This is a genomic window from Vibrio sp. FE10 (genome assembly GCF_030297155.1).
In the GTDB taxonomy this organism is placed as follows: domain Bacteria; phylum Pseudomonadota; class Gammaproteobacteria; order Enterobacterales; family Vibrionaceae; genus Vibrio; species Vibrio apostichopi.
Window position 1 is genome coordinate 3523851 of record NZ_AP028067.1, and the last position, 20511, is coordinate 3544361.

Consider the following 20511-nt stretch of genomic DNA (forward strand, 5'->3'; position numbering starts at 1 on the left):
CGTATACTCTGGCTATCTTTGATTATTCTTGTGAACCAACATGTTTGATATCGCTCTATACGAACCAGAAATTGCGCCCAATACGGGTAAAATACCCACCCGTTAAAATCGGCAACTTTTTTTACAGAAAATTTGGCTAACTCAAAATTCTTTTACTACGCTATTCATACTGCTAACAACTGTATGGATGATCATGAAAAGAATACTGAGTCGCGACGTTGAGTTTGAAGATCGCAAGATAGAAACTCTCCATTCATTCTATGATGATAATTTAGATCCAATATTGTTGCCTAATCTATGGCTATTGCATCTGTCCCTTAATCAAGCGGTATACGGGTGGCGTAAAACAGGTACCAAGAGAAGATCTCAACGGACGCCAAAGAACGTAGAAATAGCGTTTACGCAAAATGATATTTCAGAGAATACTGCCCACAACTACGTCGGACACGTATTCAAGCTACTAAACCACATTAACGATAAGCCACAGATTAACGTTCACTATACAGAGCAACTGACCTCCCGTTTCATCAACGACTATCTCAACAATGTTTTACCTGAGCGCTTAGACTCTATCGCCTCTGTCAAAGCGCACCAAGCGGGTATTGCTGCGTATTGTAACTTTCTTTGCGCGCTTGGCATTTGGCCGCTAGAGCAAAACCGTCCTACTACGATTTACCGCAAAACAAGACAATACATGGCGGACAAAGATACCAGGCCGCGGAAAATCAATTATATTACGAGTGATGAATACAGTGATCTCTTGCGCACATGCACCTCGAAGCGCGATAAACTCATCCTTGCAATGGGCTACGAAGTTGGCCTGAGAGCCTCTGAAAATATTGGCTTAGAGCTCAATGACAACGGAAAGCACAAAGGCTTACGCCCACTGTTCGAAGAGCTCGAATCGACGCCAAGCAAAATGCAGTTTGAATACATTCTTCGCGCAAAATACACCAAGGGGAGCAAAACGGGCGCTATCTATTTTGATCGTGAGTTACTTCAGCAAATGAAGGATTACCATGATGGCGAGCGCGCTGCTGTGGTGGAAAAGTCCGGCGTTGATGCACCAACGCTGTTCATTCGATACGATCACGATGGCAGGGGGCAAAGTATTAGCGTTGAACATGCCTCAAATATGTTCAAAAACATCAAGGAGAAATTGTCTTACCTCAATCAATCACTGAGTTACCACGACCTTCGCCACTCCTTTGCCACCATTCTATACCATGAAGAACTTCTCGATTCTAACGGTCAAGAGACTCGCTCTGAGAGCGCAGCGCTTGAGACAGTGCGTAAGCGACTTCGTCATGCCGAAGGCAGTAAAACCGTTCATCGCTATATTCGCCTGCGCACAGTTATGTTATCACGCGAAACCGGAGCGGCAGCATGAGTGAGAAAACGCCTAGTAACTTCGATATCGCATTACCCGAGCAGCCACAAAGTCTATTGTCTTCACCAACTCGCTTGGTCCTCGACGATAAAGTCTACCCCTTGGACAATCCACACCAAGATGCAAAATCGATTTACCATACGATTCATACCGCGCTGCTGTCAGATTGGTGGAGTGAGAGCCTTAGAGAGGCGACGCAAGCCAATCACAAATGCACCTTGGGCACCTTTCTTAACTGGTTGTCTGACCATCAATTAACTGAGGGGAACCGCTTTGACGTACTCAACGACTACCAAGCCTTTCGAGTGAACGAAGCGAATGTGAAACCACAAAGCACTGGCGCTGGGAATCTGCTCATTCTATTGCAAACTGGCTGCGACCATGGCGAATTAGAAGGACAATATCGTTACATCGAGACTTTGATTGACAGCACTAAGGTTCTAGAGCCTGAGGACCGGATACCAGATACACTCACTGGCTGGTTTTCACAGATGGACTGGTTACGCACAATCGTTGGCGATGATGACTGGCTCGCGATGGAAAGCCCCAAACGGCTGATGGAAAGCTTTAGTGTGACCATCGCCAGCACACTGTTGTGGGTGCAAAAAATCAGGTCGGCTATCAGAGCGTTAGTAAAGAAAAATCCTAACCTTGCCACCATCGGTGAGAATTTACACAACAAAAGTGGCCGTAATGCCCACTACTGCCGAGAATTGTTGATATTGGCCTCACGAGACCCAGCGCTACCCGCTGGAACCCTTGATTTGTTGCTCGCTGATTTTGCCCCGCCCACGGAGCACGAGTATTGTCGGAGCACTCTACAGGCAGGTAAGAGTGTTTCATTAAAACTTAGGATTGACGGTCTATACAAACCGGTCTTTTTTCAATCAACTCTCTTTGCACTTGAAAACATAGACAGTCCGAGCGAAATCGAGTCACATCTGGCAGCTTGGCTGTGTGCATGGCAGACCGTGCAGGCCGCAGATATCCAAAAACTCAAACCCCATCACTTTACTGTCCACACCAACAAGCAAGGCCGCCCTATCTCTCTGCAATGTAATTACTACAAAGGCAGAAGCGGTCGCTCCCAAGAGCCACCGGTACTGGATGCACAACAAATCGAATTTAAGGCGCTCATAAAGTTTCTCAACACATGGTCATGTGACAATAAACGTTTGTTATCTAATTTCCAAACGAGAACTCACTATTCTCCCAACAGTGAATACATCTCCTTGTCTCGCAGTTTAGTTCGCATCTGGACAATAACCACGATCTCTCGTGAGATTCAAACAGAGCTGAATACTCGAAAAGCAAGCGACCGTTTCCGGCGTTTGTTCATGGCAATTGCACGCCATGGTGGTAAGGCCTTTGATCCCTGGGGAAAGAGACAAAAAAAACTAAAACAACCCAATAGTGTGAAAGCCTATCACGCATCCGCCGCTCGACCTTTACCACCATTATTGTTTGGAGCCTCGGCCATTAAGACCAGTGCAGTCCAAGCGCGCAGCGACCAGTATCGTGATGGCGATTTTGTAAATGTTAACTCACACTCCGCTGCAACTGAAAAAATGCACTATATGACCGACCAGAATAAAGAGTGGGTGAATCAAAATGGCCGGATAACGCGCATCGTGCTCAATGATATTGAGAATCATGCCTACAAACCGAACCTCGACCTGGCGGTAATTTCGGCACGAGAACGTCGCCTGCAAACCAAGGTTATGCAGTTAGCACCGGGACAATCAGTACGCATTAACCCGCTGGGAGAGCCTCTCACACCAAGTCCGTCCGATGCAGGGATGGTGGGGGAAGCAGATGAATACATTGTCTGGGATACGCCTGAAACGGTGGTGTGTTTTCTGCATTACCTAGCAGAAGCCGAGCGTCAATCAAATCCGCTTATTGCTCACGCCTTGCCTTTCTTTGAACGTACGGTGTTGCCGACGGCAGAATGGATGTCCTCATTATTGAATAATGACCTGAGCCCGCAGACAGTCAGAGATGGGCGTCAGCAATATGACCAACTGCGTGGCGTGTTGCCAGCACTGTTTAATAATCAATTGCACGGAGGTGTTGGCACATGAAAATACCGCTACCCAAGCATGCCAGTCATGACCAGTTTTCGCCCGAGCTGCTGCAACAACAGCTCAAAAACCTCGGAAGCTCTAGTGACATAACCGCAAGCCAATGGGCCTTCGACGGTCTCACGGTCAATTTTTCAGCGCTAATGCACTTAGAGCAAGACAACCCGCACTGGTGTGCTCAGATAGGTATGAGCCCAGCTTGGCTGGCTCGGCTCCTCCTGCTTGAACAGTGCCGTGGTTTAAGAGGTTCAACTTCCATTCACTATGCTTTTTCTGCAATAACCAAGTGGTTGTTCTGGCTGTTTGAACGATACCATACCGGACAACACATTGGGCGTGAGCAAAGCTCGCTCGTCATTACTCAAAATGACCTCCAAGAGTTATTTGAATACCTTGTCATGCATGCGATGTCCGAGGAAGGGGTACCAGAGCGCCGCTTGACACCTTGCTCGTTTGGAATAATCGACAAGGGTATTGCAATTAGGGACTGGCGACGGACGCTTGCTCAGCTTGGCCTAAATTCTATAGGTTTTACCAGCGCTTTCTCTAAAAACGTACAAACCAAACATTGGAAGGAAGTCATTGAACGTGCCTCGAGGGGAGAACTATCGTATGCAGACTGGAAGTCAGGAGGCAGTTTTAACTACCTCACACTCGATTACGGCCGCCACTACATTGAGCACTGCACAACGTTTTTCTCACAGCACATTGCGATGGCAACGGCGCTCAAACTGACCTTAGAGAGCGTCGATACCATTATGAACCTTAGTGGAGCTCACCGCTTGGCCTGTACTCAGTCAATCCATCACTTTCTGCAAGGCAAAGAGGTTAACCAACTCCCACGAGGCATCACCCAAAATAACAATGGGTATCGCAAAGTGAGCGACAGCAACTTACTCAAGATTCAACAGGCCACACAAACGGTTTACGACCGTCATCTTCGCCCTCTGAGAGCCAGTGAAGCCATGCTGAGTGACTCGGAAATCGCAGCAATGGCAAAGGAGTTCAATCTTGACGACACATCGCTCAATGAGCAGGGCTGGCTACGCCAAATTGTGATGGTTTTCCTGTGCAAATTTGACCCGGTGCATAACGTTTGCTCGGATGTGACTATCGCTTTGCACGACAAATGGCTGGCAGGAATCGTTGGGCCTCGACTTGGAGGCTTGAAAAAATTAAGGGGCTGGCTGAGCTCTCGCTGGCAAACTCTGCACGACGAAGTTGATACTGCCTTGCCCACAGAAGAGTGGTTTAGAGACCTTGGCTTAGTGATACGCGAGGGGGGGGGGAGATCCACCTACTTGCATGAATTTATCGCAAGGGTTATCGACGCCGGGCTAGCCCAAGTGGTTGCTCTCAACGGCTGGCGTGAATCAGAATACGGTTGGTCACTTCAAGATATCCACATCACACGCAATCGTGATGCGTTAGACCAGCACACCATGCCTTTTCGTTATAGCGTAAAATGGGTGGTACCCAAGACGTCCGGTGAGGCTAAGCTCAACCGCGAAATCACTCAAAGTACCTATCTGGCTGCGCAGCAATTGGCCCAGTTGGTCATGGCTTCCCCCGGTTGTCCCGCCCTCTACCCAAGTCGCAACCTAAAAGCAGCTGAGAAATCTGCTGAACCGGTCAGTAACCGTTTTGCAAACCTGTGGCGCCATTTTGTTGATTACTACCCGCCCTTTGTTCAATTAGACAAAGCACAAGCTCTAGACAAACTGCGCGTGCAAGCGAAGGCTCAAGTATTAACGTGTGAGGAGCAACAGCAACTCTCCCAACTGTCTGAGGAAAGTAAAAGAGAAGATTGGACTCGCCTGCTGGATGACCGATTGCTTATCGAGGCGCATCGCAGAGCGCGTGACGAGCGCGAGCGAGTGATTTTCTTTTTAGAAACAGCTGCTCGGAGAAAACTGCTTGAGCGCTATTGCTGCAGCGAATTGCCAGACTCAATGCAAAAATTGCTCGATAAGCACCTTTGCGATGCCACAAAACAAGATATCCAATCTCGCGCAGCATCTTTAGATTTCCCTGTAAGCTACACAAAGGCAGTGGTACACGAGATGATGGAGGGGTGCCTCTATCCTACCCCACATGCATTTCGCCACATCTGGGCAGAGGCGGTATACCGACGCTTCGACGGCGATGTTGGCTGGATGATACGTTCACAATTTAAGCATATCAGTCAAAGCATGTGGCTTGCTTACATTCGAAATAAAGACAACCGCCGCCAGCATGATACCGTCAAGCGGCGCGCCATCAATAGTCTGCTGAGTAATTACATGAAGAAAAAAGGCAAGGGCTTCGCCGGCAAGCTCAACACCTTGCTTCGCAGGACCTTTGCTAAAACTCAAGTTGTTAATACCGAGAAGATTGATGGCCTAGTCGCTCAGTTTGCAGAGCAGGAAATCAAAGACATTAAATCCAATCCGTGGGGTTTCTGCATTCTACTCAAGCGTAACCAACACCGCGCCAAATGTGCCGTTGGAGGTACCCCTCAGAGACAAAATGCCTGCGCTGGACTGTGCCTTGGTTGTGTAAACAACCTCTCTCAAGAGGGCAATGTGCAAGGTATTTTACTTGCGATTGGCAATGACATCAAACTGTTAGAGACTCCCGGTGTTCCAACCGCATGGCGTGAGCCTGCACTCACAACAGTAAAAAACGCTCTCAAGCACCTAAAAAAACTATCCGTGAACGAGCAGATTATTAACGCCCTGCAGGCCTCCCTAAACACGAAGGAAAACGCAGCATGAGCCTAGACCTAATGCATTTGCAAGCTGAGCTCGAGCGACAGCCTGATGAGCACCCAAGTTGGGTATCAGCAAACAATAAATCACTCGAAGCCTGGCAGGCACTAAAGACGTTCGAAAAAGAGCGCCAAGCATACATCAAGAGCCACCGAAAACCGGAGGATTTCAAGAAAACCAGTTTTTGGCAAGTTAGGGTTAGTGAGGTTGCTAATGCAATTGGAGTGCGGCCTTCCTACTTGGATCCAAAGCGCGGCGTGAAGTGGTCGTCTGACTTTCGTGCGGCGCTGGATAAGTGCAACAAAGAACTAGCAAAAAAAAAAGTGAGCCGTCTCGAGACATACAGAAAAAATAAGGCCAATGGTCTCGCTGCAAAAAAAAGAGACGAGGTTGATGCACTTGTTCGCTTACTCAGAAAAGAGAATGAGGCACTGAACAACAAACTGAGCGAAGTAAATCTTGAGGGTATGCGCGTTATTCTATCGCTGCCCGTCAAAAAAGCGCTGAATTTGGATATCTAATCAAGAGTGACCTGCTCCAGCCAAACTGGACACTTCACTAAGTGACTTTTCCATATTGAATCTGTTTAGTTTGATTGAATACTCTAAGAAGGTTTTGCCCCAAAGTGAGCCAGAGATGGATTGAACTCAGTTTCAAACCCTGCAACTTGCCTTACTTTTCCTCATGTCTAGAGTTCCAACAATGTAGCTAAATTTTCTAATCCACAACAGACTGACCTTCAATCACAGTTACACACGAATATGTTGTTCTACTATTTCTAGGCTGTTGAATAGTTGAGAACTAAAGGGAAGTTTATGATTGATAACGAGCCTTGAATCGGAAGCAATGTGTGCTTACACTGTTTTCAACTAGAAATTATATTCGAAATAAAACATATATTTCAGTTAGTTATATGAGATGATTGAGATATGCTGAATACATCAATTCGTGCTGGCACGATATCAAAATGTTATGCAATCACTTGATTTTCAGTGATTGGTCTCCATATAAATTAAAAGGTTTTTTGGAGGATAGAATGTATGAAAGTAGACTGGGTAATTGTTGCAACAATAGTTGCGCCATTGCTAGCGGCTTTGTTAGGAGCATGGTTAAGTCGGTGGTTTGAAAGCAGGCCTAAAATTTTAGTTTGGTATAGTCATCGTTCCGAGTTTGACATTAAGAATGAACCGCAAGAAGGTGAGCCAATTCGAGTTCATACACATGCGGTCAATTTAAAAAACACTGGTAAAAAATCTGCAAAAGATATCGTAGTTACTCATAATTACCTTCCTACAAATTTTCGCATTATCCCTCCAACTCCACATCGAGTTGAGGAGCTACCAGGGGGCGGAAAGAATATTGTTATTCCTAATTTGGTTCCGGACAAAGAGATAAGTATCTCTTATTTGTATTACCCCCCAGTTACGTGGGCTCAGATAAATACAGCAGTAGAGTTTGATGAGGGGATGGCAAAAGTTATTGATGTTATCCCAACACCAAGTTTACCCAAAGCTTTTCAGCGTGTAGCTTTCACAATGATGTTTATTGGAACAGTTACAACTTTATATCTTATTGCAGAGCTGTTCCGTGTACTAATTGCATAACAAAGCAATCAAGGTGATGCGTTATACTCGGCGGTTTTGGTTCGGTGGGGCACACCTTATTGCGGGCGTTAGCTTGTTTATCAATATTGAGGAAAAAAATGACAAACAGTTTTATGCATCAGCTCGTAGACTGGAAAGGCTTCGAGCTGTTTGTTCGTGATTTATATAGCTCATTTGATGATTTAGTCGTAGAGCATGATGTTACAGAGCTAGGCAAGTCTGGTGCCACAAGGCAAATAGATGTAAAGGTAACTCAGCGTTCTGCGTTTCATGAGATTGTTACTCTCATTGAGTGTAAATACTGGAAGAAACCGATTGAGAGAACAACTATTGATATAGTTGCAGCATCATTGGATGATCTAAATGCTTCCAAAGCGGTTGTATTTACAACCGTGGGCTATCAGCAAGGTGCTGAAGCGTATGCTAAGTCGAAAAATATCGATATCTTTGTCGTGCGTGATTTACTTGAAGAGGAGTGGGGGAAGCCTGGGCGCAACATTGAAATGTACCTAAATATTGTTTCGGGAGAATTTGGTACATTAGGTTTCCCAGAGGCTAATGCTCTACTTATAGTAGAGGAGCAGCCTGAAGAAATGGATCTATCTCTTGAACTAAACAAAGATAATGTTGGTGATCCTAAGTTCCAACTTTTTTCGGTTAAAAATGGTGAAGCAGGACCTAACTTTATAGAAATTTTGTCAAGGTTACATCAGTACCTGAATATGAGTGCAAACGATGTTTTAGGGAAAAATAATGAATACCTTGATAAGTATGTGACGTTTGAAATGAGTGTTGTTCTAGACCTTCGTGCGTATGAGTTTAGACAGGTGAGAAATCAGTATGCTGCCGTTAACTTGAGTAAAATGGTATTTTCATTTTCATCTCAAATTAACAGAAGTTTATTAGAAATCGATCGAGCTAAAAACCTAGATTATGCGTTGGTTGTGCAGGATTACCTAACTTCGCAAAGTCATATAGTTACAAAAGATAAAAATGGCTTGGTTCGTTTGGTGCCTCAAACAAACTCAAACCCACAAGGCAATGAACATCTAGTAAATGGCTCTACATATCAAATCTACTGTCAGCCTTGGGTAGGTGTTGATGATAGTAAGACTAATGTAAAAGCTAAGCTAAACGTTCCCTTGAACTTACAACTGGTACAAGACGAAGAATCAAAATTTAATTTCATCCAAACGACAAATTAATAATTTAATAGTGATTCTCAACACTTGGTATTTTTGGTTTGGGTTAAGTTTAGTGTTGTATCCAATTTGAGTGTCATGGTAGCGTGGCTCACACGTTAATTGGGTTGTTTTTCCATACTTCAGCTAATCCGCTATATCCGAATTTAGCAATATAACTGACAAGCTTTTGTCCAAAAGTGAGTTATAGCTGAAGCTAGAGCAACTTTTAAATGATAGGGAGGTGAGGCCTCCCTACCTATCTAGTGACTTACTCAGATATATCTGAGAATTTAACCCTCTACATTGGTCATTTTGTGTATTTCTGGCTCTTGAGCTAATGCAGTTTTATAAAACTCAAATATCGGTGTGATATATGGCTGGGCATAGTGTTCTTCTAGGGCAGCTTGGTCCACCCAGTTTTCAACCAAGATCAGCTGATCTTTCGCTTGGTTTTCATATAGCTCAAAACGCAAGCAACCAGCTTCTTCTCGAGTAGCAGTTAAAATGCCTTCAGCTTTTTGTTTGCACTCTGCATAAAATTCACTTTTTGGGGTAATAAAAGCCACAACACTAAGCATTGTTTTTCTCCTTTTGGGGTGTAAATTGACGCATCAATTTTTGGGTCAATACCATGATTGGTTTATTCAACAAGTAGGCCGCTGCAAACGAAGCAGGCCAAGCATTAATAAAGGCAAAGCCCCATCGGTTGATGAAATCTTCTGGTAAACCGAGATTGATGTAAGTGACCCACGCGGACACCATACTTGACATCGCGCATGAGAACAGAGCAGTGAAAAAAAGTTTTGTCATAGCGCTTCCTCCTGTCTGTATACTGTATGGATATATCGTATCGTCGGCCATACGAGCTTTAGAACACTAAGATTGCGGAAAACCTTATGCTGGATGATTTTTTATTATTTGTTGAAGTAGCCCGTCGAGGCAGTTATTCAAAAGCGGCACGAGACTTAACAACTACCGCGCCTACCTTGTCCAAACGCATCTTATTGTTAGAAGAGAGATTAGGTGAGTCACTATTTATTCGCTCCTCTAGGGGAGTCAAACTCACTAGCTTTGGCAAAGGGTTATTTGAGCAGCTTGGCGAGACCACCCTAAATCTTCATCAGGCCGTGACTGAAAGCTCGAAAAGTGAAGCGGTTTCCTTCGTCTTACATTGCCCGCAAAACTTAATCATTGGCCAACTATACCCAGCGCTTGAAGCCTTTCTGCTAGAAAAAAGTCATGTGGATGTCGTTATTGAGCCTGCCAACACAAATGTGCTGCTTAGCCAAACTTCTTTTGATTTAGCCATACGTAGTGGAGAGCAAAGAGACTCGTCTTTTTATCAGAAAAAGTTAGCCAGCATTGCCGTCTGCCTTGTCTCAAGACGAGACTGCAAAAGCCGAGATCGACTCATTATGCCGTACTCTAAGACGCAAATTTCAGGGCAAGACTTGCTAAGTATCGAGCGGCAATACTCTAAGGTTTCTCGGGTTAACGACATTACCTTGGTACGCAAACTGGTCGCGTCAGGCATGGGTGTAGGCCTATTGCCTATGACAGAGATCGCCGATTTGTATAGTGAGATGTCCGGGCACGTTCAATACGACTCTGAGATACTTTTTACTCGGCCTATGTATGCCTTGTGGGCGAATAAACCCAAGCCTTCGTCACTGTCCCAAGATCTGATCACATGTATCGAGAGTTGTGTTCAAAACACTCCTGCTTTACAAGGGCGCATGGTTGATTTGACGTGATTGGGTTGGCTGCTACGGGAAGGTAATTTCTCCATATATCAACGATTGTTGGTGAGATGATAATAAACCGACCTAGCCAAGGTTATTTGTCTTTATAGACCGCATCATACTGTTTTCCCTACAAAACTTAATATCAAGTTCATGGATAATTTACTTACCATCTTTAATCGAAGTAGATGGTGTCAAGGTTGTTGCAATAGACGAATTTGGGGGCGATAGATATTAAGCTGGAGAAAATATCGATATCCGTTTATCAGTCGGCCTCCACTATGAAGACGAAGAATGGGAGTCAATGTTTTCAGGTAACCCCGAAGCCAAGAAAGAGCTAGAACATCATTGGGGCTGGCGCTATCGGGCATCGTGACAGGCATAAAACCTGAGGTAATAGTTGATGTGGGTATTGCACATCTATCAGCACCTATCAAGACTAGTGATCCAAGAGTGGTAGGAGAAAGCATTGCATTTACCATCGATAGACTTGATGCGCACAGCAGCTAGCAAGGCGCTGCTGTTGGACAACTTTTCCATACTCCAATTAATCCGTTACATTCTAATTTAGTAATGTAGCTAACAAACTTTTGTCCAAAGACGTGCTGGGACTGCCAAGGGTACCCTCAATCACACATTGATAAGCCCACGCATAGGCTAATATACAAAAATTCTATTTATGTAATGCTTCACACCTATCAACTACCGCCAGGAAAACCTAGTTGGCGCCAAGCTTCATAGGTAACAACTGCAACAGAATTAGAGAGGTTCATACTCCTTGCATCGGGTAGCATCGGGATACGTATGCGCTGCTCTTCTGGAATAGCATTACGTACATCATCTGGAAGGCCTGAGGTCTCAGCACCAAATAAAAGAACATCACCTTCTTGATAACGCGGCTCATCATGAGGTCGTGACCCCTTGGTCGTTAAAGCAAAAATCCTACGCTCCCCCATCGCAGAAATAAATGAATCGTAGTCTGGGTGAACAGTTACTCTTGCAAGATCTCGATAGTCTAATGCCGCACGTCGCAACTTTTTCTCCTCTAAATCAAAACCCAGCGGCTCTATGAGGTGTAAATGACAACCATTGTTAGATGCCAATCTAATGATGTTGCCGGCGTTTGCCGCAATCTTGGGTGTGAACAGTGCGATATGGAACATTATGCTAAGATCTTTTTTTGTAATGATGTGTCGGAAATATACCGAGATTTAGCGATTATTTCACAAATTTTTTTATATTAGTTTTTTTATACACTCGCCAGTAGGCTAGGCTCATTGAAACGTAATGAAATAGCACATTCACTCACTCACTTGTAAAAAAATCACTCACTTTTTGGTGCTTATAATAAAAGACATCATCCGCCTATGTGCTAACTGCGGCGCAAACCTGCACCTGATTGAGCCACTTGGCTTTGATTTTGAAGAGAAGAAAGTTCGTCGTGCTGGCTTGGATTACCACGACCTAGCGCGAGTAAAGCGTCACAAGAACCTAGAAGCCTTCCTTGAGTATCTAGAAAATGAACGTGAAGGTGATTTCCGTATCTTCGCTTGCACCACTAAAACTACGGGTCACCACGTTGATGCAAAATTCCAACAAGGTGATGTGTTGATGTTTGGCCCTGAAACACGCGGCCTACCTGCTGAGTTCATCGAAAGCATGCCAATGGAGCAACGCATTCGTATTCCAATGATGCCAGACGCACGTAGCCTAAACTTATCTAACGCGGTTGCTATTATCGCATTCGAAGCGTGGAGACAAATGGGCTTTGAAGGCGCGGTATAACCCAATCTCAGTAAATAACTGTTCACGCGGCCTGTTACCTGCTCCTGCGAGCAATCGTAAATAGCAGGCGACACGCAATAAAAAAGGCTCTTACCATTATCACTTTCTTGCGAAGGATAAAGGTAAGAGCCTTTTCTGTTTCTGTTCTTGTTGTCTTTATCTTTCTATAAAGACAAACAATAAAGCAGCAAATTAGTTTAAGCGATTACGATCATTGTCATCGTCTTTCTTCTCAAACTCACCTTCAAAGGTGTTGCCGTCTTTTGATTGGTCAGCTGGATCGCGATTGAATGGGTCTTGTCCAAATGGACTCTGGCCAAAACCAGCTTGTCCACCAGCATGGAAGCCGCCAGACATATTGCTAACCACCATTTTTTCCATCATTTTCTTAGCAATCATCGCTCTTGGTGCTGGTAGCAATACCAACATACCGAGTGCGTCCGTCATAAAGCCCGGAGTCAGCAGCAATACACCTGCAACCGCAAGCATCACGCCTTCAAGAATCTGTTGTGCTGGCATTTCACCTTGTTGTAGTCGCCCTTGGACAGACATAAGTGTCTGAATACCTTGGCTACGAACAAGAGATGCACCAACAAATGCAGTAATCAAAACTAACGCAATAGTTGGCCACAATCCTAAGAAGCCACCAACTTGAATAAATAGACCAATCTCAATGATAGGTACGAAGATAAATAGTAATAATAAGATAGGAAACACACGCCCTCCTTTGTTACGTCCAGTTTACGCTGAAAGCCCTACCAATCTCAAATTTATCCTGTAAATAAGCGTGTTTATTGACCGAGAATAACTTTGCAAAATATTGACGAAACAAAACCGAAAAAGGTGATCAACTTAATATTTTTATGCGCTAAGTACAGTATCATGTGCCACATAAGTCAGGACGGATTTATCAGCCCAATATTCTAGCGAACGGAGTATTTGCACACAGAATAGGCTAATAACTAACTATATAATCAGAATAATTCTCTAAGGATCCTGTTATGGCTAATCTATCAGAAGCTCAAGTTGAAGCTCCTCAAGCTACTCGTCTCGAAGAAGATCTACTAGGTCAACGTCATGTTCCGGCTGATGCTTACTACGGCATCCACACTCTACGCGCAGTTGAAAACTTCAACATCTCAAATGTAACGATCTCAGATGTACCTGAATTCGTTCGCGGCATGGTGATGACAAAGAAAGCAGCGGCTTTAGCAAACAAAGAGTTAGGTGTAATCCCAAGCGAAGTGGCTAAGTACATCATTGAAGCTTGTGACCTCATTCTAGACACTGGCAAGTGCATGGATCAGTTCCCATCGGATGTATTCCAAGGTGGTGCTGGTACTTCTGTAAACATGAATGCTAACGAAGTAGTGGCAAACGTGGCGCTTGAACTTATGGGCAAAGAAAAAGGCCAATATGAGTTCATCAACCCAAATGACCATGTAAACCGCAGCCAATCAACAAACTGTGCTTACCCAACTGGTTTCCGTATCTCTGTGTACAACAGCGTTCGTAAACTGATTGATGCTATCGAGTACCTAAAAGGTGCATTCGAGCTTAAGAGCCAAGAATTCAACACAATCCTGAAGATGGGTCGTACTCAACTTCAAGATGCAGTACCTATGACGGTTGGCCAAGAGTTCCACGCTTGGGCTGTAACCATCAATGAAGAAATCAAAAACCTAGAATACACTTCAAAGCTTCTGCTTGAAGTAAACCTAGGCGCAACGGCTATCGGTACCGGTCTGAACGCAGCACCGGGCTACCAAGGCCTAGCAGTGAAACACCTAGCTGAAGTAACTGGCCTAGAGTGTGTAGCCGCTGAAGATCTTATCGAAGCAACGTCTGACTGTGGCGCATACGTAATGACGCACGGTGCACTTAAACGTCTAGCGGTTAAACTGTCTAAGATCTGTAACGACTTACGTCTTCTTTCTTCAGGTCCACGTACTGGCTTCAACGAGCTAAACCTACCTGAACTGCAAGCGGGTTCTTCAATCATGCCTGCTAAAGTAAACCCTGTTGTACCAGAAGTAGTAAACCAAGTTTGCTTTAAAGTTCTAGGTAACGACAACACGGTTTCTTTCGCAGCAGAAGGCGGTCAGCTTCAATTGAACGTAATGGAACCTGTTATCGCACAAAGCATGTTTGAGTCTTTAGACATCCTAACAAACGCATGTGTGAACCTACGCGACAAGTGTGTAGACGGCATTACTGTGAACAAAGAAGTGTGTGAATCTCACGTATTTAACTCTATCGGTATCGTAACTTACCTAAACCCATACATTGGCCACCACGAAGGTGACATCGTTGGTAAGATTTGTGCAGAAACAGGTAAGAGTGTTCGTGATGTGGTTCTAGAGCGCGGTTTATTGAGCGAAGAAGAACTTGATGACATTTTCTCTGTTGAAAATCTGATGCATCCTCAGTATAAAGCTAAGCGCTACGAGTAAAGTTAGCGAGAAAGGGCTCCAAACGGAGCCCTTTTTTAGGCTCCAATACGGTTAACCCTGCTTATTTTGTGGATTTCCGTTGGTTGCGTTTTTACTTAATTGAACCTAAACCATAGAACTATTATGTGAACATTCCAGCGGCGAATGTTCACATAATAAAATCTAAATGAGGTGTTACTTATGATTGCAGTAGAACTATTTGTCGTCCTGCTCTTTATCTTTTTGGGGGCCAGAATTGGCGGTATTGGCATCGGTTTTGCCGGTGGTGCTGGTGTTATTGCCCTTTCACTTATTCTTGGTGTTCCAACAAGCCAATCTTTTATCCCGATCGATGTAATCTTGATCATCATGTCGGTTATCACCGCAATTGCAGCTATGCAGGTTGCTGGCGGTATGGACTGGTTGGTACAAATTGCAGAAAACTTTTTGCGTAAGCACCCTGAACGCATCACCTTTTACGCGCCAATCGTGACCTTTGTAATGACATTGATGGCGGGTACTGGCCACACAGCATTCTCAACGCTTCCTGTAATCGCAGAAGTAGCAAAAGGCCAAGGCGTGCGTCCTTCTCGTCCACTGTCTATCGCAGTTGTAGCCTCTCAGATTGCTATCACAGCTTCGCCAATCTCGGCAGCAGTTGTGGCTTTCGCAGCAATGCTGGCACCGTTTGGTGTTGATTACCTAACGCTACTGATGGTTTGTATCCCAACAACCTTCATCGCTTGTATGGTTGGTGCGGTTGTCGCGAACTACATGGGCAGCGAACTGAAAGACGATCCTGTTTACCAAGAGCGTCTAGAAAAAGGTCTAATCAAACTGGCAACAGAAGAGAAGCGCGAAATTCTACCAACAGCGAAGAGAGCAACGTACATCTTCCTAGCGGCGATTGGTTTCGTGGTTTGTTACGCAGCGGCTATCTCTAGCTCTGTAGGCCTAATTGAAAACCCTGCTCTGGGCCGTAACGAAGCAATCATGTCTGTGATGCTAGCAGCAGCGGCTGCAATCGTTATGTTCACTAAGATCGATGCAGCTAAGATTTCTTCAGCGCCAACATTCCGCTCTGGTATGACAGCGTGTGTATGTGTACTTGGTGTGGCTTGGTTAGGTTCAACGTTTGTAAACGCACACGTTGCTGAAATCAAAGACGTAGCAGGCGCTCTACTGGCTGACTACCCATGGATGCTGGCTCTTGTTCTGTTCTTCGCTTCTATGCTGCTTTACTCTCAAGGCGCAACAACGGTTGCACTGATGCCTGCTGCTCTAGCGATTGGCGTAGCACCACTTACAGCCGTGGCTTCTTTTGCTGCAGTAAGTGCGCTGTTCGTACTTCCAACTTACCCTACGCTACTGGCAGCGGTTGAGATGGATGACACAGGCTCAACGCGTATCGGTAACTATGTATTCAACCACCCATTCTTCATTCCAGGTGTGGTAACAATCAGTACTTCGGTTGCACTAGGCTTCGCATTCGGCGGTCTGTTCATCTAACATTCGCTGATGATTAAAACTATAAAAGGAAGCTTCGGCTTCCTTTTTTGTTTTCTACTCAATGTGTTATTTGATACACGTCAAATAACCATTATAAACTTTAAAAACCACTCAAAAATAAAGTTTGAATAAAATTCCAAGATTATCCACGCGATTAATTAGGAATGCCTACCCAATCAATCTCCTTTTGCTTTTCCCTCTTCCACACCGAATATTAATCCAAGCTAACTAACAAAAAAACCTTGCTGTTTTTATGCCATTTTTAAGCCCTCTCATTGGCCACTATTTTTGTGAACAGCAACAAACTTAAATAACTAAGTAAGGAATAAAATAACCGCAGCTAAATTAAATCTATTCATTCGGATTGGTAAATATAAAAATAACTTTAATTTAAAGTCAGCAACTTTATATCGTTGGGTACTTTATAAATGTAAGTGTATTTACAATCTATAAATCATTAGTCGCTAATTCACATCACTTTTATTTAAGATGATGTAAGGAGATAGCCATGACAACTCAAACGATACCAAGCGAGAAAAAAAAGGGCGGCTTCTTTGCCAATTTTAAATTCCCTTCTGCCTACACCATTTTATTTATTCTTATTGCGTTCGTAGCGCTCCTTACCTGGGTTGTTCCAGCAGGCCAATACGACCGAGCCATGAATGAAGAACTCGGTCGAGAAGTACCCGTAACCGGAACCTATCAAGCCGTAGAAGGTAACCCTCAAGGAGTGATTGATGTACTGCTCGCGCCTATTGACGGTTTCTACGACCACAATAGCTATGAAGCTGCGGCCATCGACGTTTCACTGTTCATCTTAATCATTGGTGGCTTCTTAGGGCTAGTAACCAAAACTGGCGCTATTGATGCTGGTATCGAACGTGTCACCGCGCGCCTAGAAGGGCGAGAAGAGTTGATGATACCGATACTGATGGCCTTGTTTGCTGCGGGCGGTACCGTCTACGGCATGGCGGAAGAATCACTGCCATTCTATACGCTGCTAGTACCTGTAATGATGGCTGCTCGCTTTGACCCTCTGGTTGCCGCTGCGACGGTACTGCTTGGCGCAGGGATTGGGGTGCTAGGTTCTACCATTAACCCATTCGCGACTGTTATCGCTGCCAACGCCTCCGGTATTCCATTTACCGATGGTATCGCGCTGCGTGTTGGTATGCTTATTATTGGCTGGGGTATTTGTGTCGCTTACGTTATGCGTTACGCAAGAATGGTTCAAGCCGACCCAACAACATCGATTGTCTACGACAAATACGAAGAAAACAAAGCGCACTTCCTTGGTAACGCGAGTGGTGAAAAACTTGAATTCACCGCGACACGTAAACTGATTCTGACCATTTTCGGTGGCTCTTTCGCGGTAATGATTTACGGCGTATCCGTTGCTGGATGGTGGATGGCTGAGATCTCCGCGATGTTCTTAGCGGCGACAATCATCGTCGGTATTGTGTCTCGCATGAGCGAAGAAGAATTTACCACTAGCTTCATTGATGGTGCTCGAGATCTACTGGGCGTTGCGCTTATCATAGGTATCGCACGTGGTATCGTTGTCGTAATGGACCGCGGTATGATCACCGACACCATTCTCTTCTCTGCAGAACAAATGGTGACTGGGCTATCTTCGGTTATCTTTATTAACGTGATGTTCTTCCTAGAGATTCTATTGTCATTCTTAGTACCTTCGACGTCTGGATTAGCGGTTCTGACTATGCCAATCATGGCACCATTGGCCGATTTTGCTGGCGTAGGTCGTGACCTTGTTATCACCGCTTACCAATCTGCATCAGGCTTGGTCAACTTAATTACTCCAACCTCTGCGGTAGTAATGGGTGGCTTGGCGATAGCTCGTGTCCCTTACGTACGCTGGGTTAAATGGGTAATGCCATTAATCGGTATCTTGATGGTGTTCTGCATCATTGTTCTGAGTATTGGTGCGCTTATCTAGACAGCCCTAACCAACAATCTTCAGCTAACAAGCTTCATCTTCTCGTTCAAAGCCGCTTTCTAGCGGCTTTTTTTATCGCTATTGAATCTAACTCCAACTCCGGTCACCGAAACAGCCTCACGAGCTGCGCACGCCTCATCTAAAGCTTCTCTATTACCTACTCAGTAGCAAAGCTTAAACGAGCAAAAACCACTTGCGACAAAGAGTAAGCCAACGTTTAAACATCAAGGTTAAGGCTAATAAAACGCCAACTATTCTTCGTTATTATATTTATAAAAATATTTAGTCATTTATTAGCGTTAATTATATTTCAAGTAATTCACTCCATAATCACCAAAGGAGAAATAGTAGTAATTTTTATAAGAAATCGGCTTAAAACACCCAATTATAAAGTGTGACCACAATAGCTTTATTCGCATTTAAATTGTTAAAGAATAATTAATTCCACGTACAAAATTAAATATCTAAATACTAACATTGCATACTTCCAATCTAAGCTCATTCTTATCAATAAAACTATTTTGCATATAATCCCTCACAAATTAGATTCTAGCTAGATGAATGAAAAAAGCATGCATAATATTCCCGAAGAGTTAACTATTTAGAAAGGACTGACAATATTTGAAAGTGCATAAAGTTTGTTAAAACCCTTGATTTTAAAGGGCTGCAGGATAAAAAACGATTTGTGATAGATCTCTAAGAATACCTGACTAGCAGGCGTAATATTAATTCCAGACAAGAGATATGAATAAAATAATTCATTCTTCTCAACTGAGAATAAATAATTACTCTTAGCGATAAAAGTAATTCAAATATATAAGAGAGAGACGATCATGAGTAAGTTCTATGTAGGTTCTGAAATAGGTCAATTACGCCGCGTTCTAGTTCACCGCCCAAGACGCGCACTGACTCACCTAACACCCTCTAACTGTCACGATTTGCTGTTTGATGACGTACTGGCTGTTGAGCGTGCAGGTAAAGAGCATGACGCATTTACTCAAACGCTACGTGATCAAGGTGTTGAAGTTCTTCTTCTTACTGACTTGCTAGCCGACACACTAGCCGTGCCAGAAGCGAAAGATTGGCTACTAAACTGCCAAGTATCTGATTACCGTTTGGGTAAAACATTTGCCAATGATGTGCGCTGCTACTTGGGCGACTTACCAAACTTAGAGCTAGCAAAAATCCTAACGGGCGGTTTGTCTTACGCTGAGATGCCAATGAAATCATCTTCAATGATGCAAGGCATGCACGCACCAACCGACTTCATTATCGAGCCTCTACCAAACCACCTATTTACTCGCGACACATCTTGCTGGGTTTACGGCGGTGTCTCTATCAACCCAATGGCAAAACCTGCTCGTCAACGTGAAACCAACCACGTTCGCGCTATTTACCGCTGGCACCCAACATTCGCAGGCCAAGACTTCATTAAATACTTCGGCGATGAAGAAAAAATCAACTACGACAACTCAACGATTGAAGGTGGTGACGTACTTGTACTCGGTCGTGGCGCGGTTCTTATCGGTATGTCTGAGCGTACAACAGCACAAGGTGTTGAGCACTTAGCATCGAGCCTATTCAAACACGGTCAAGCGAAGCAAGTTATCGCAATGCAGCTACCAAAACACCGCTCTTGCATGCACTTAGACACCGTTATGACACACATGAGCGAAGATACGTTCTCTGTTTATCCTGAAGTGGTGAGTAAAGATGTGCAGTGCTGGAACCTAACTGGCGATGAGTCAGGCGCTGTGAAAGTGAAAGAAGAAGGCTACTTCGTAACGGCTATCGAGAAAGCACTTGGCGTAGACAAGCTAAACCTAATCACAACTGGTGGTGACAACTTCCATGCAGAACGTGAACAGTGGAACGACGCGAACAACGTGCTGACCGTTAAACCAGGTGTTGTGGTTGGCTACGAAGGCAACACCTACACCAACGAAAAATACGACAAAGCAGGCATTACAGTTCTTCCGATTCCAGGAGACGAACTTGGCCGCGGTCGCGGTGGTGCACGCTGCATGAGCTGCCCAATTGAGCGTGATGGTATCTAATCACTAAGACGAAACGG

16 protein-coding genes are annotated in these 20511 nt (G+C 44.4%); 12 read left to right on the forward strand and 4 right to left on the reverse strand.

Going from position 1 to position 20511, the window contains the following annotated elements; genetic code table 11:
• Positions 1-193 precede the first annotated feature (193 nt).
• The 6 genes from QUF19_RS15855 to QUF19_RS15880 all read left to right on the forward strand — a co-directional run bounded on the left by QUF19_RS15855 (position 194) and on the right by QUF19_RS15880 (position 9033).
• Positions 194-1390, forward strand: coding sequence for a tyrosine-type recombinase/integrase (locus QUF19_RS15855; protein WP_286294911.1), 1197 nt, complete (start codon positions 194-196; stop codon positions 1388-1390).
• The gene (locus QUF19_RS15860) at positions 1387-3474 is read left to right on the forward strand and encodes a hypothetical protein (RefSeq protein WP_286294913.1); all 2088 of its coding nucleotides are present in this window, start codon (positions 1387-1389) and stop codon (positions 3472-3474) included. Before QUF19_RS15855 ends, QUF19_RS15860 begins: the two co-directional genes overlap by 4 nt.
• A complete protein-coding gene (locus QUF19_RS15865; RefSeq protein WP_286294915.1) occupies positions 3471-6230 on the forward strand; it encodes a hypothetical protein in 2760 nt (919 codons plus the stop codon). Before QUF19_RS15860 ends, QUF19_RS15865 begins: the two co-directional genes overlap by 4 nt.
• Complete coding sequence (locus tag QUF19_RS15870; protein WP_286294916.1) at positions 6227-6745, forward strand: hypothetical protein; 519 nt, start codon at positions 6227-6229, stop codon at positions 6743-6745. The genes QUF19_RS15865 and QUF19_RS15870 overlap by 4 nt, the downstream gene beginning before the upstream one ends.
• Positions 6746-7264: 519 nt before the next feature.
• The gene (locus QUF19_RS15875) at positions 7265-7828 is read left to right on the forward strand and encodes a hypothetical protein (protein ID WP_286294917.1); all 564 of its coding nucleotides are present in this window, start codon (positions 7265-7267) and stop codon (positions 7826-7828) included.
• Positions 7829-7926: 98 nt separating this feature from the next.
• Positions 7927-9033, forward strand: coding sequence for a restriction endonuclease (locus tag QUF19_RS15880; protein WP_286294918.1), 1107 nt, complete (start codon positions 7927-7929; stop codon positions 9031-9033).
• 269 nt (positions 9034-9302) lie between these two features.
• Here QUF19_RS15880 and QUF19_RS15885 read toward each other — a convergent pair whose 3' ends face one another.
• Complete coding sequence (locus QUF19_RS15885) at positions 9303-9590, reverse strand: putative quinol monooxygenase (protein ID WP_017092321.1); 288 nt, start codon at positions 9588-9590, stop codon at positions 9303-9305.
• Positions 9583-9822, reverse strand: a complete 240-nt coding sequence (locus QUF19_RS15890) for a DUF2798 domain-containing protein (RefSeq protein ID WP_017092320.1) — start codon at positions 9820-9822, stop codon at positions 9583-9585. The genes QUF19_RS15885 and QUF19_RS15890 overlap by 8 nt, the downstream gene beginning before the upstream one ends.
• Positions 9823-9908: 86 nt before the next feature.
• Between QUF19_RS15890 and QUF19_RS15895 the strand changes: the two genes are divergently transcribed.
• Positions 9909-10766: a LysR family transcriptional regulator gene (locus QUF19_RS15895; protein ID WP_286294926.1), complete on the forward strand. Its 858-nt coding sequence runs from the start codon at positions 9909-9911 to the stop codon at positions 10764-10766.
• Between the two features lie 686 nt (positions 10767-11452).
• Here QUF19_RS15895 and QUF19_RS15900 read toward each other — a convergent pair.
• On the reverse strand, positions 11453-11917 hold the full coding sequence (locus tag QUF19_RS15900; protein WP_286294928.1) for a tRNA (cytidine(34)-2'-O)-methyltransferase: 465 nt from the start codon (positions 11915-11917) through the stop codon (positions 11453-11455).
• Between the two features lie 175 nt (positions 11918-12092).
• Here QUF19_RS15900 and QUF19_RS15905 point away from each other — a divergent pair, with 175 nt between their 5' ends.
• Positions 12093-12539: a tRNA (cytidine(34)-2'-O)-methyltransferase gene (locus tag QUF19_RS15905; RefSeq protein ID WP_286294930.1), complete on the forward strand. Its 447-nt coding sequence runs from the start codon at positions 12093-12095 to the stop codon at positions 12537-12539.
• 192 nt (positions 12540-12731) lie between these two features.
• On the opposite strand, the gene QUF19_RS15910 is transcribed toward QUF19_RS15905, so the two are convergent.
• Complete coding sequence (locus tag QUF19_RS15910; protein WP_286294931.1) at positions 12732-13256, reverse strand: FxsA family protein; 525 nt, start codon at positions 13254-13256, stop codon at positions 12732-12734.
• Positions 13257-13540: 284 nt separating this feature from the next.
• On the opposite strand from QUF19_RS15910, the gene aspA reads away from it, so the two are divergent.
• From aspA to arcA, 4 genes are all read left to right on the forward strand, one after another.
• Positions 13541-14992: an aspartate ammonia-lyase gene (aspA, locus tag QUF19_RS15915; RefSeq protein ID WP_017083812.1), complete on the forward strand. Its 1452-nt coding sequence runs from the start codon at positions 13541-13543 to the stop codon at positions 14990-14992.
• A gap of 180 nt (positions 14993-15172) precedes the next feature.
• A complete protein-coding gene (locus tag QUF19_RS15920; protein WP_286294936.1) occupies positions 15173-16480 on the forward strand; it encodes an anaerobic C4-dicarboxylate transporter in 1308 nt (435 codons plus the stop codon).
• Between the two features lie 508 nt (positions 16481-16988).
• Positions 16989-18437, forward strand: coding sequence for a YfcC family protein (locus QUF19_RS15925; RefSeq protein ID WP_286294937.1), 1449 nt, complete (start codon positions 16989-16991; stop codon positions 18435-18437).
• Between the two features lie 833 nt (positions 18438-19270).
• Positions 19271-20494, forward strand: a complete 1224-nt coding sequence (gene arcA / locus QUF19_RS15930) for an arginine deiminase (RefSeq protein WP_286294938.1) — start codon at positions 19271-19273, stop codon at positions 20492-20494.
• The last annotated feature ends 17 nt before the right edge of the window (positions 20495-20511 follow it).

What these genes read in the sequence shown, in the direction of transcription:
- QUF19_RS15870 (WP_286294916.1), top strand. Translation starts at nt 6,227, where the DNA reads ATGAGCCTAGACCTAATGCATTTGCAAGCTGAGCTCGAGCGACAGCCT.
- QUF19_RS15920 (WP_286294936.1), top strand. Translation starts at nt 15,173, where the DNA reads ATGATTGCAGTAGAACTATTTGTCGTCCTGCTCTTTATCTTTTTGGGG.
- arcA (WP_286294938.1), top strand. Translation starts at nt 19,271, where the DNA reads ATGAGTAAGTTCTATGTAGGTTCTGAAATAGGTCAATTACGCCGCGTT.
- QUF19_RS15855 (WP_286294911.1), top strand. Translation starts at nt 194, where the DNA reads ATGAAAAGAATACTGAGTCGCGACGTTGAGTTTGAAGATCGCAAGATA.
- QUF19_RS15895 (WP_286294926.1), top strand. Translation starts at nt 9,909, where the DNA reads ATGCTGGATGATTTTTTATTATTTGTTGAAGTAGCCCGTCGAGGCAGT.
- QUF19_RS15890 (WP_017092320.1), bottom strand. Translation starts at nt 9,822, where the DNA reads ATGACAAAACTTTTTTTCACTGCTCTGTTCTCATGCGCGATGTCAAGT.
- aspA (WP_017083812.1), top strand. Translation starts at nt 13,541, where the DNA reads ATGGCTAATCTATCAGAAGCTCAAGTTGAAGCTCCTCAAGCTACTCGT.
- QUF19_RS15865 (WP_286294915.1), top strand. Translation starts at nt 3,471, where the DNA reads ATGAAAATACCGCTACCCAAGCATGCCAGTCATGACCAGTTTTCGCCC.
- QUF19_RS15925 (WP_286294937.1), top strand. Translation starts at nt 16,989, where the DNA reads ATGACAACTCAAACGATACCAAGCGAGAAAAAAAAGGGCGGCTTCTTT.
- QUF19_RS15880 (WP_286294918.1), top strand. Translation starts at nt 7,927, where the DNA reads ATGACAAACAGTTTTATGCATCAGCTCGTAGACTGGAAAGGCTTCGAG.
- QUF19_RS15860 (WP_286294913.1), top strand. Translation starts at nt 1,387, where the DNA reads ATGAGTGAGAAAACGCCTAGTAACTTCGATATCGCATTACCCGAGCAG.
- QUF19_RS15885 (WP_017092321.1), bottom strand. Translation starts at nt 9,590, where the DNA reads ATGCTTAGTGTTGTGGCTTTTATTACCCCAAAAAGTGAATTTTATGCA.
- QUF19_RS15900 (WP_286294928.1), bottom strand. Translation starts at nt 11,917, where the DNA reads ATGTTCCATATCGCACTGTTCACACCCAAGATTGCGGCAAACGCCGGC.
- QUF19_RS15875 (WP_286294917.1), top strand. Translation starts at nt 7,265, where the DNA reads ATGAAAGTAGACTGGGTAATTGTTGCAACAATAGTTGCGCCATTGCTA.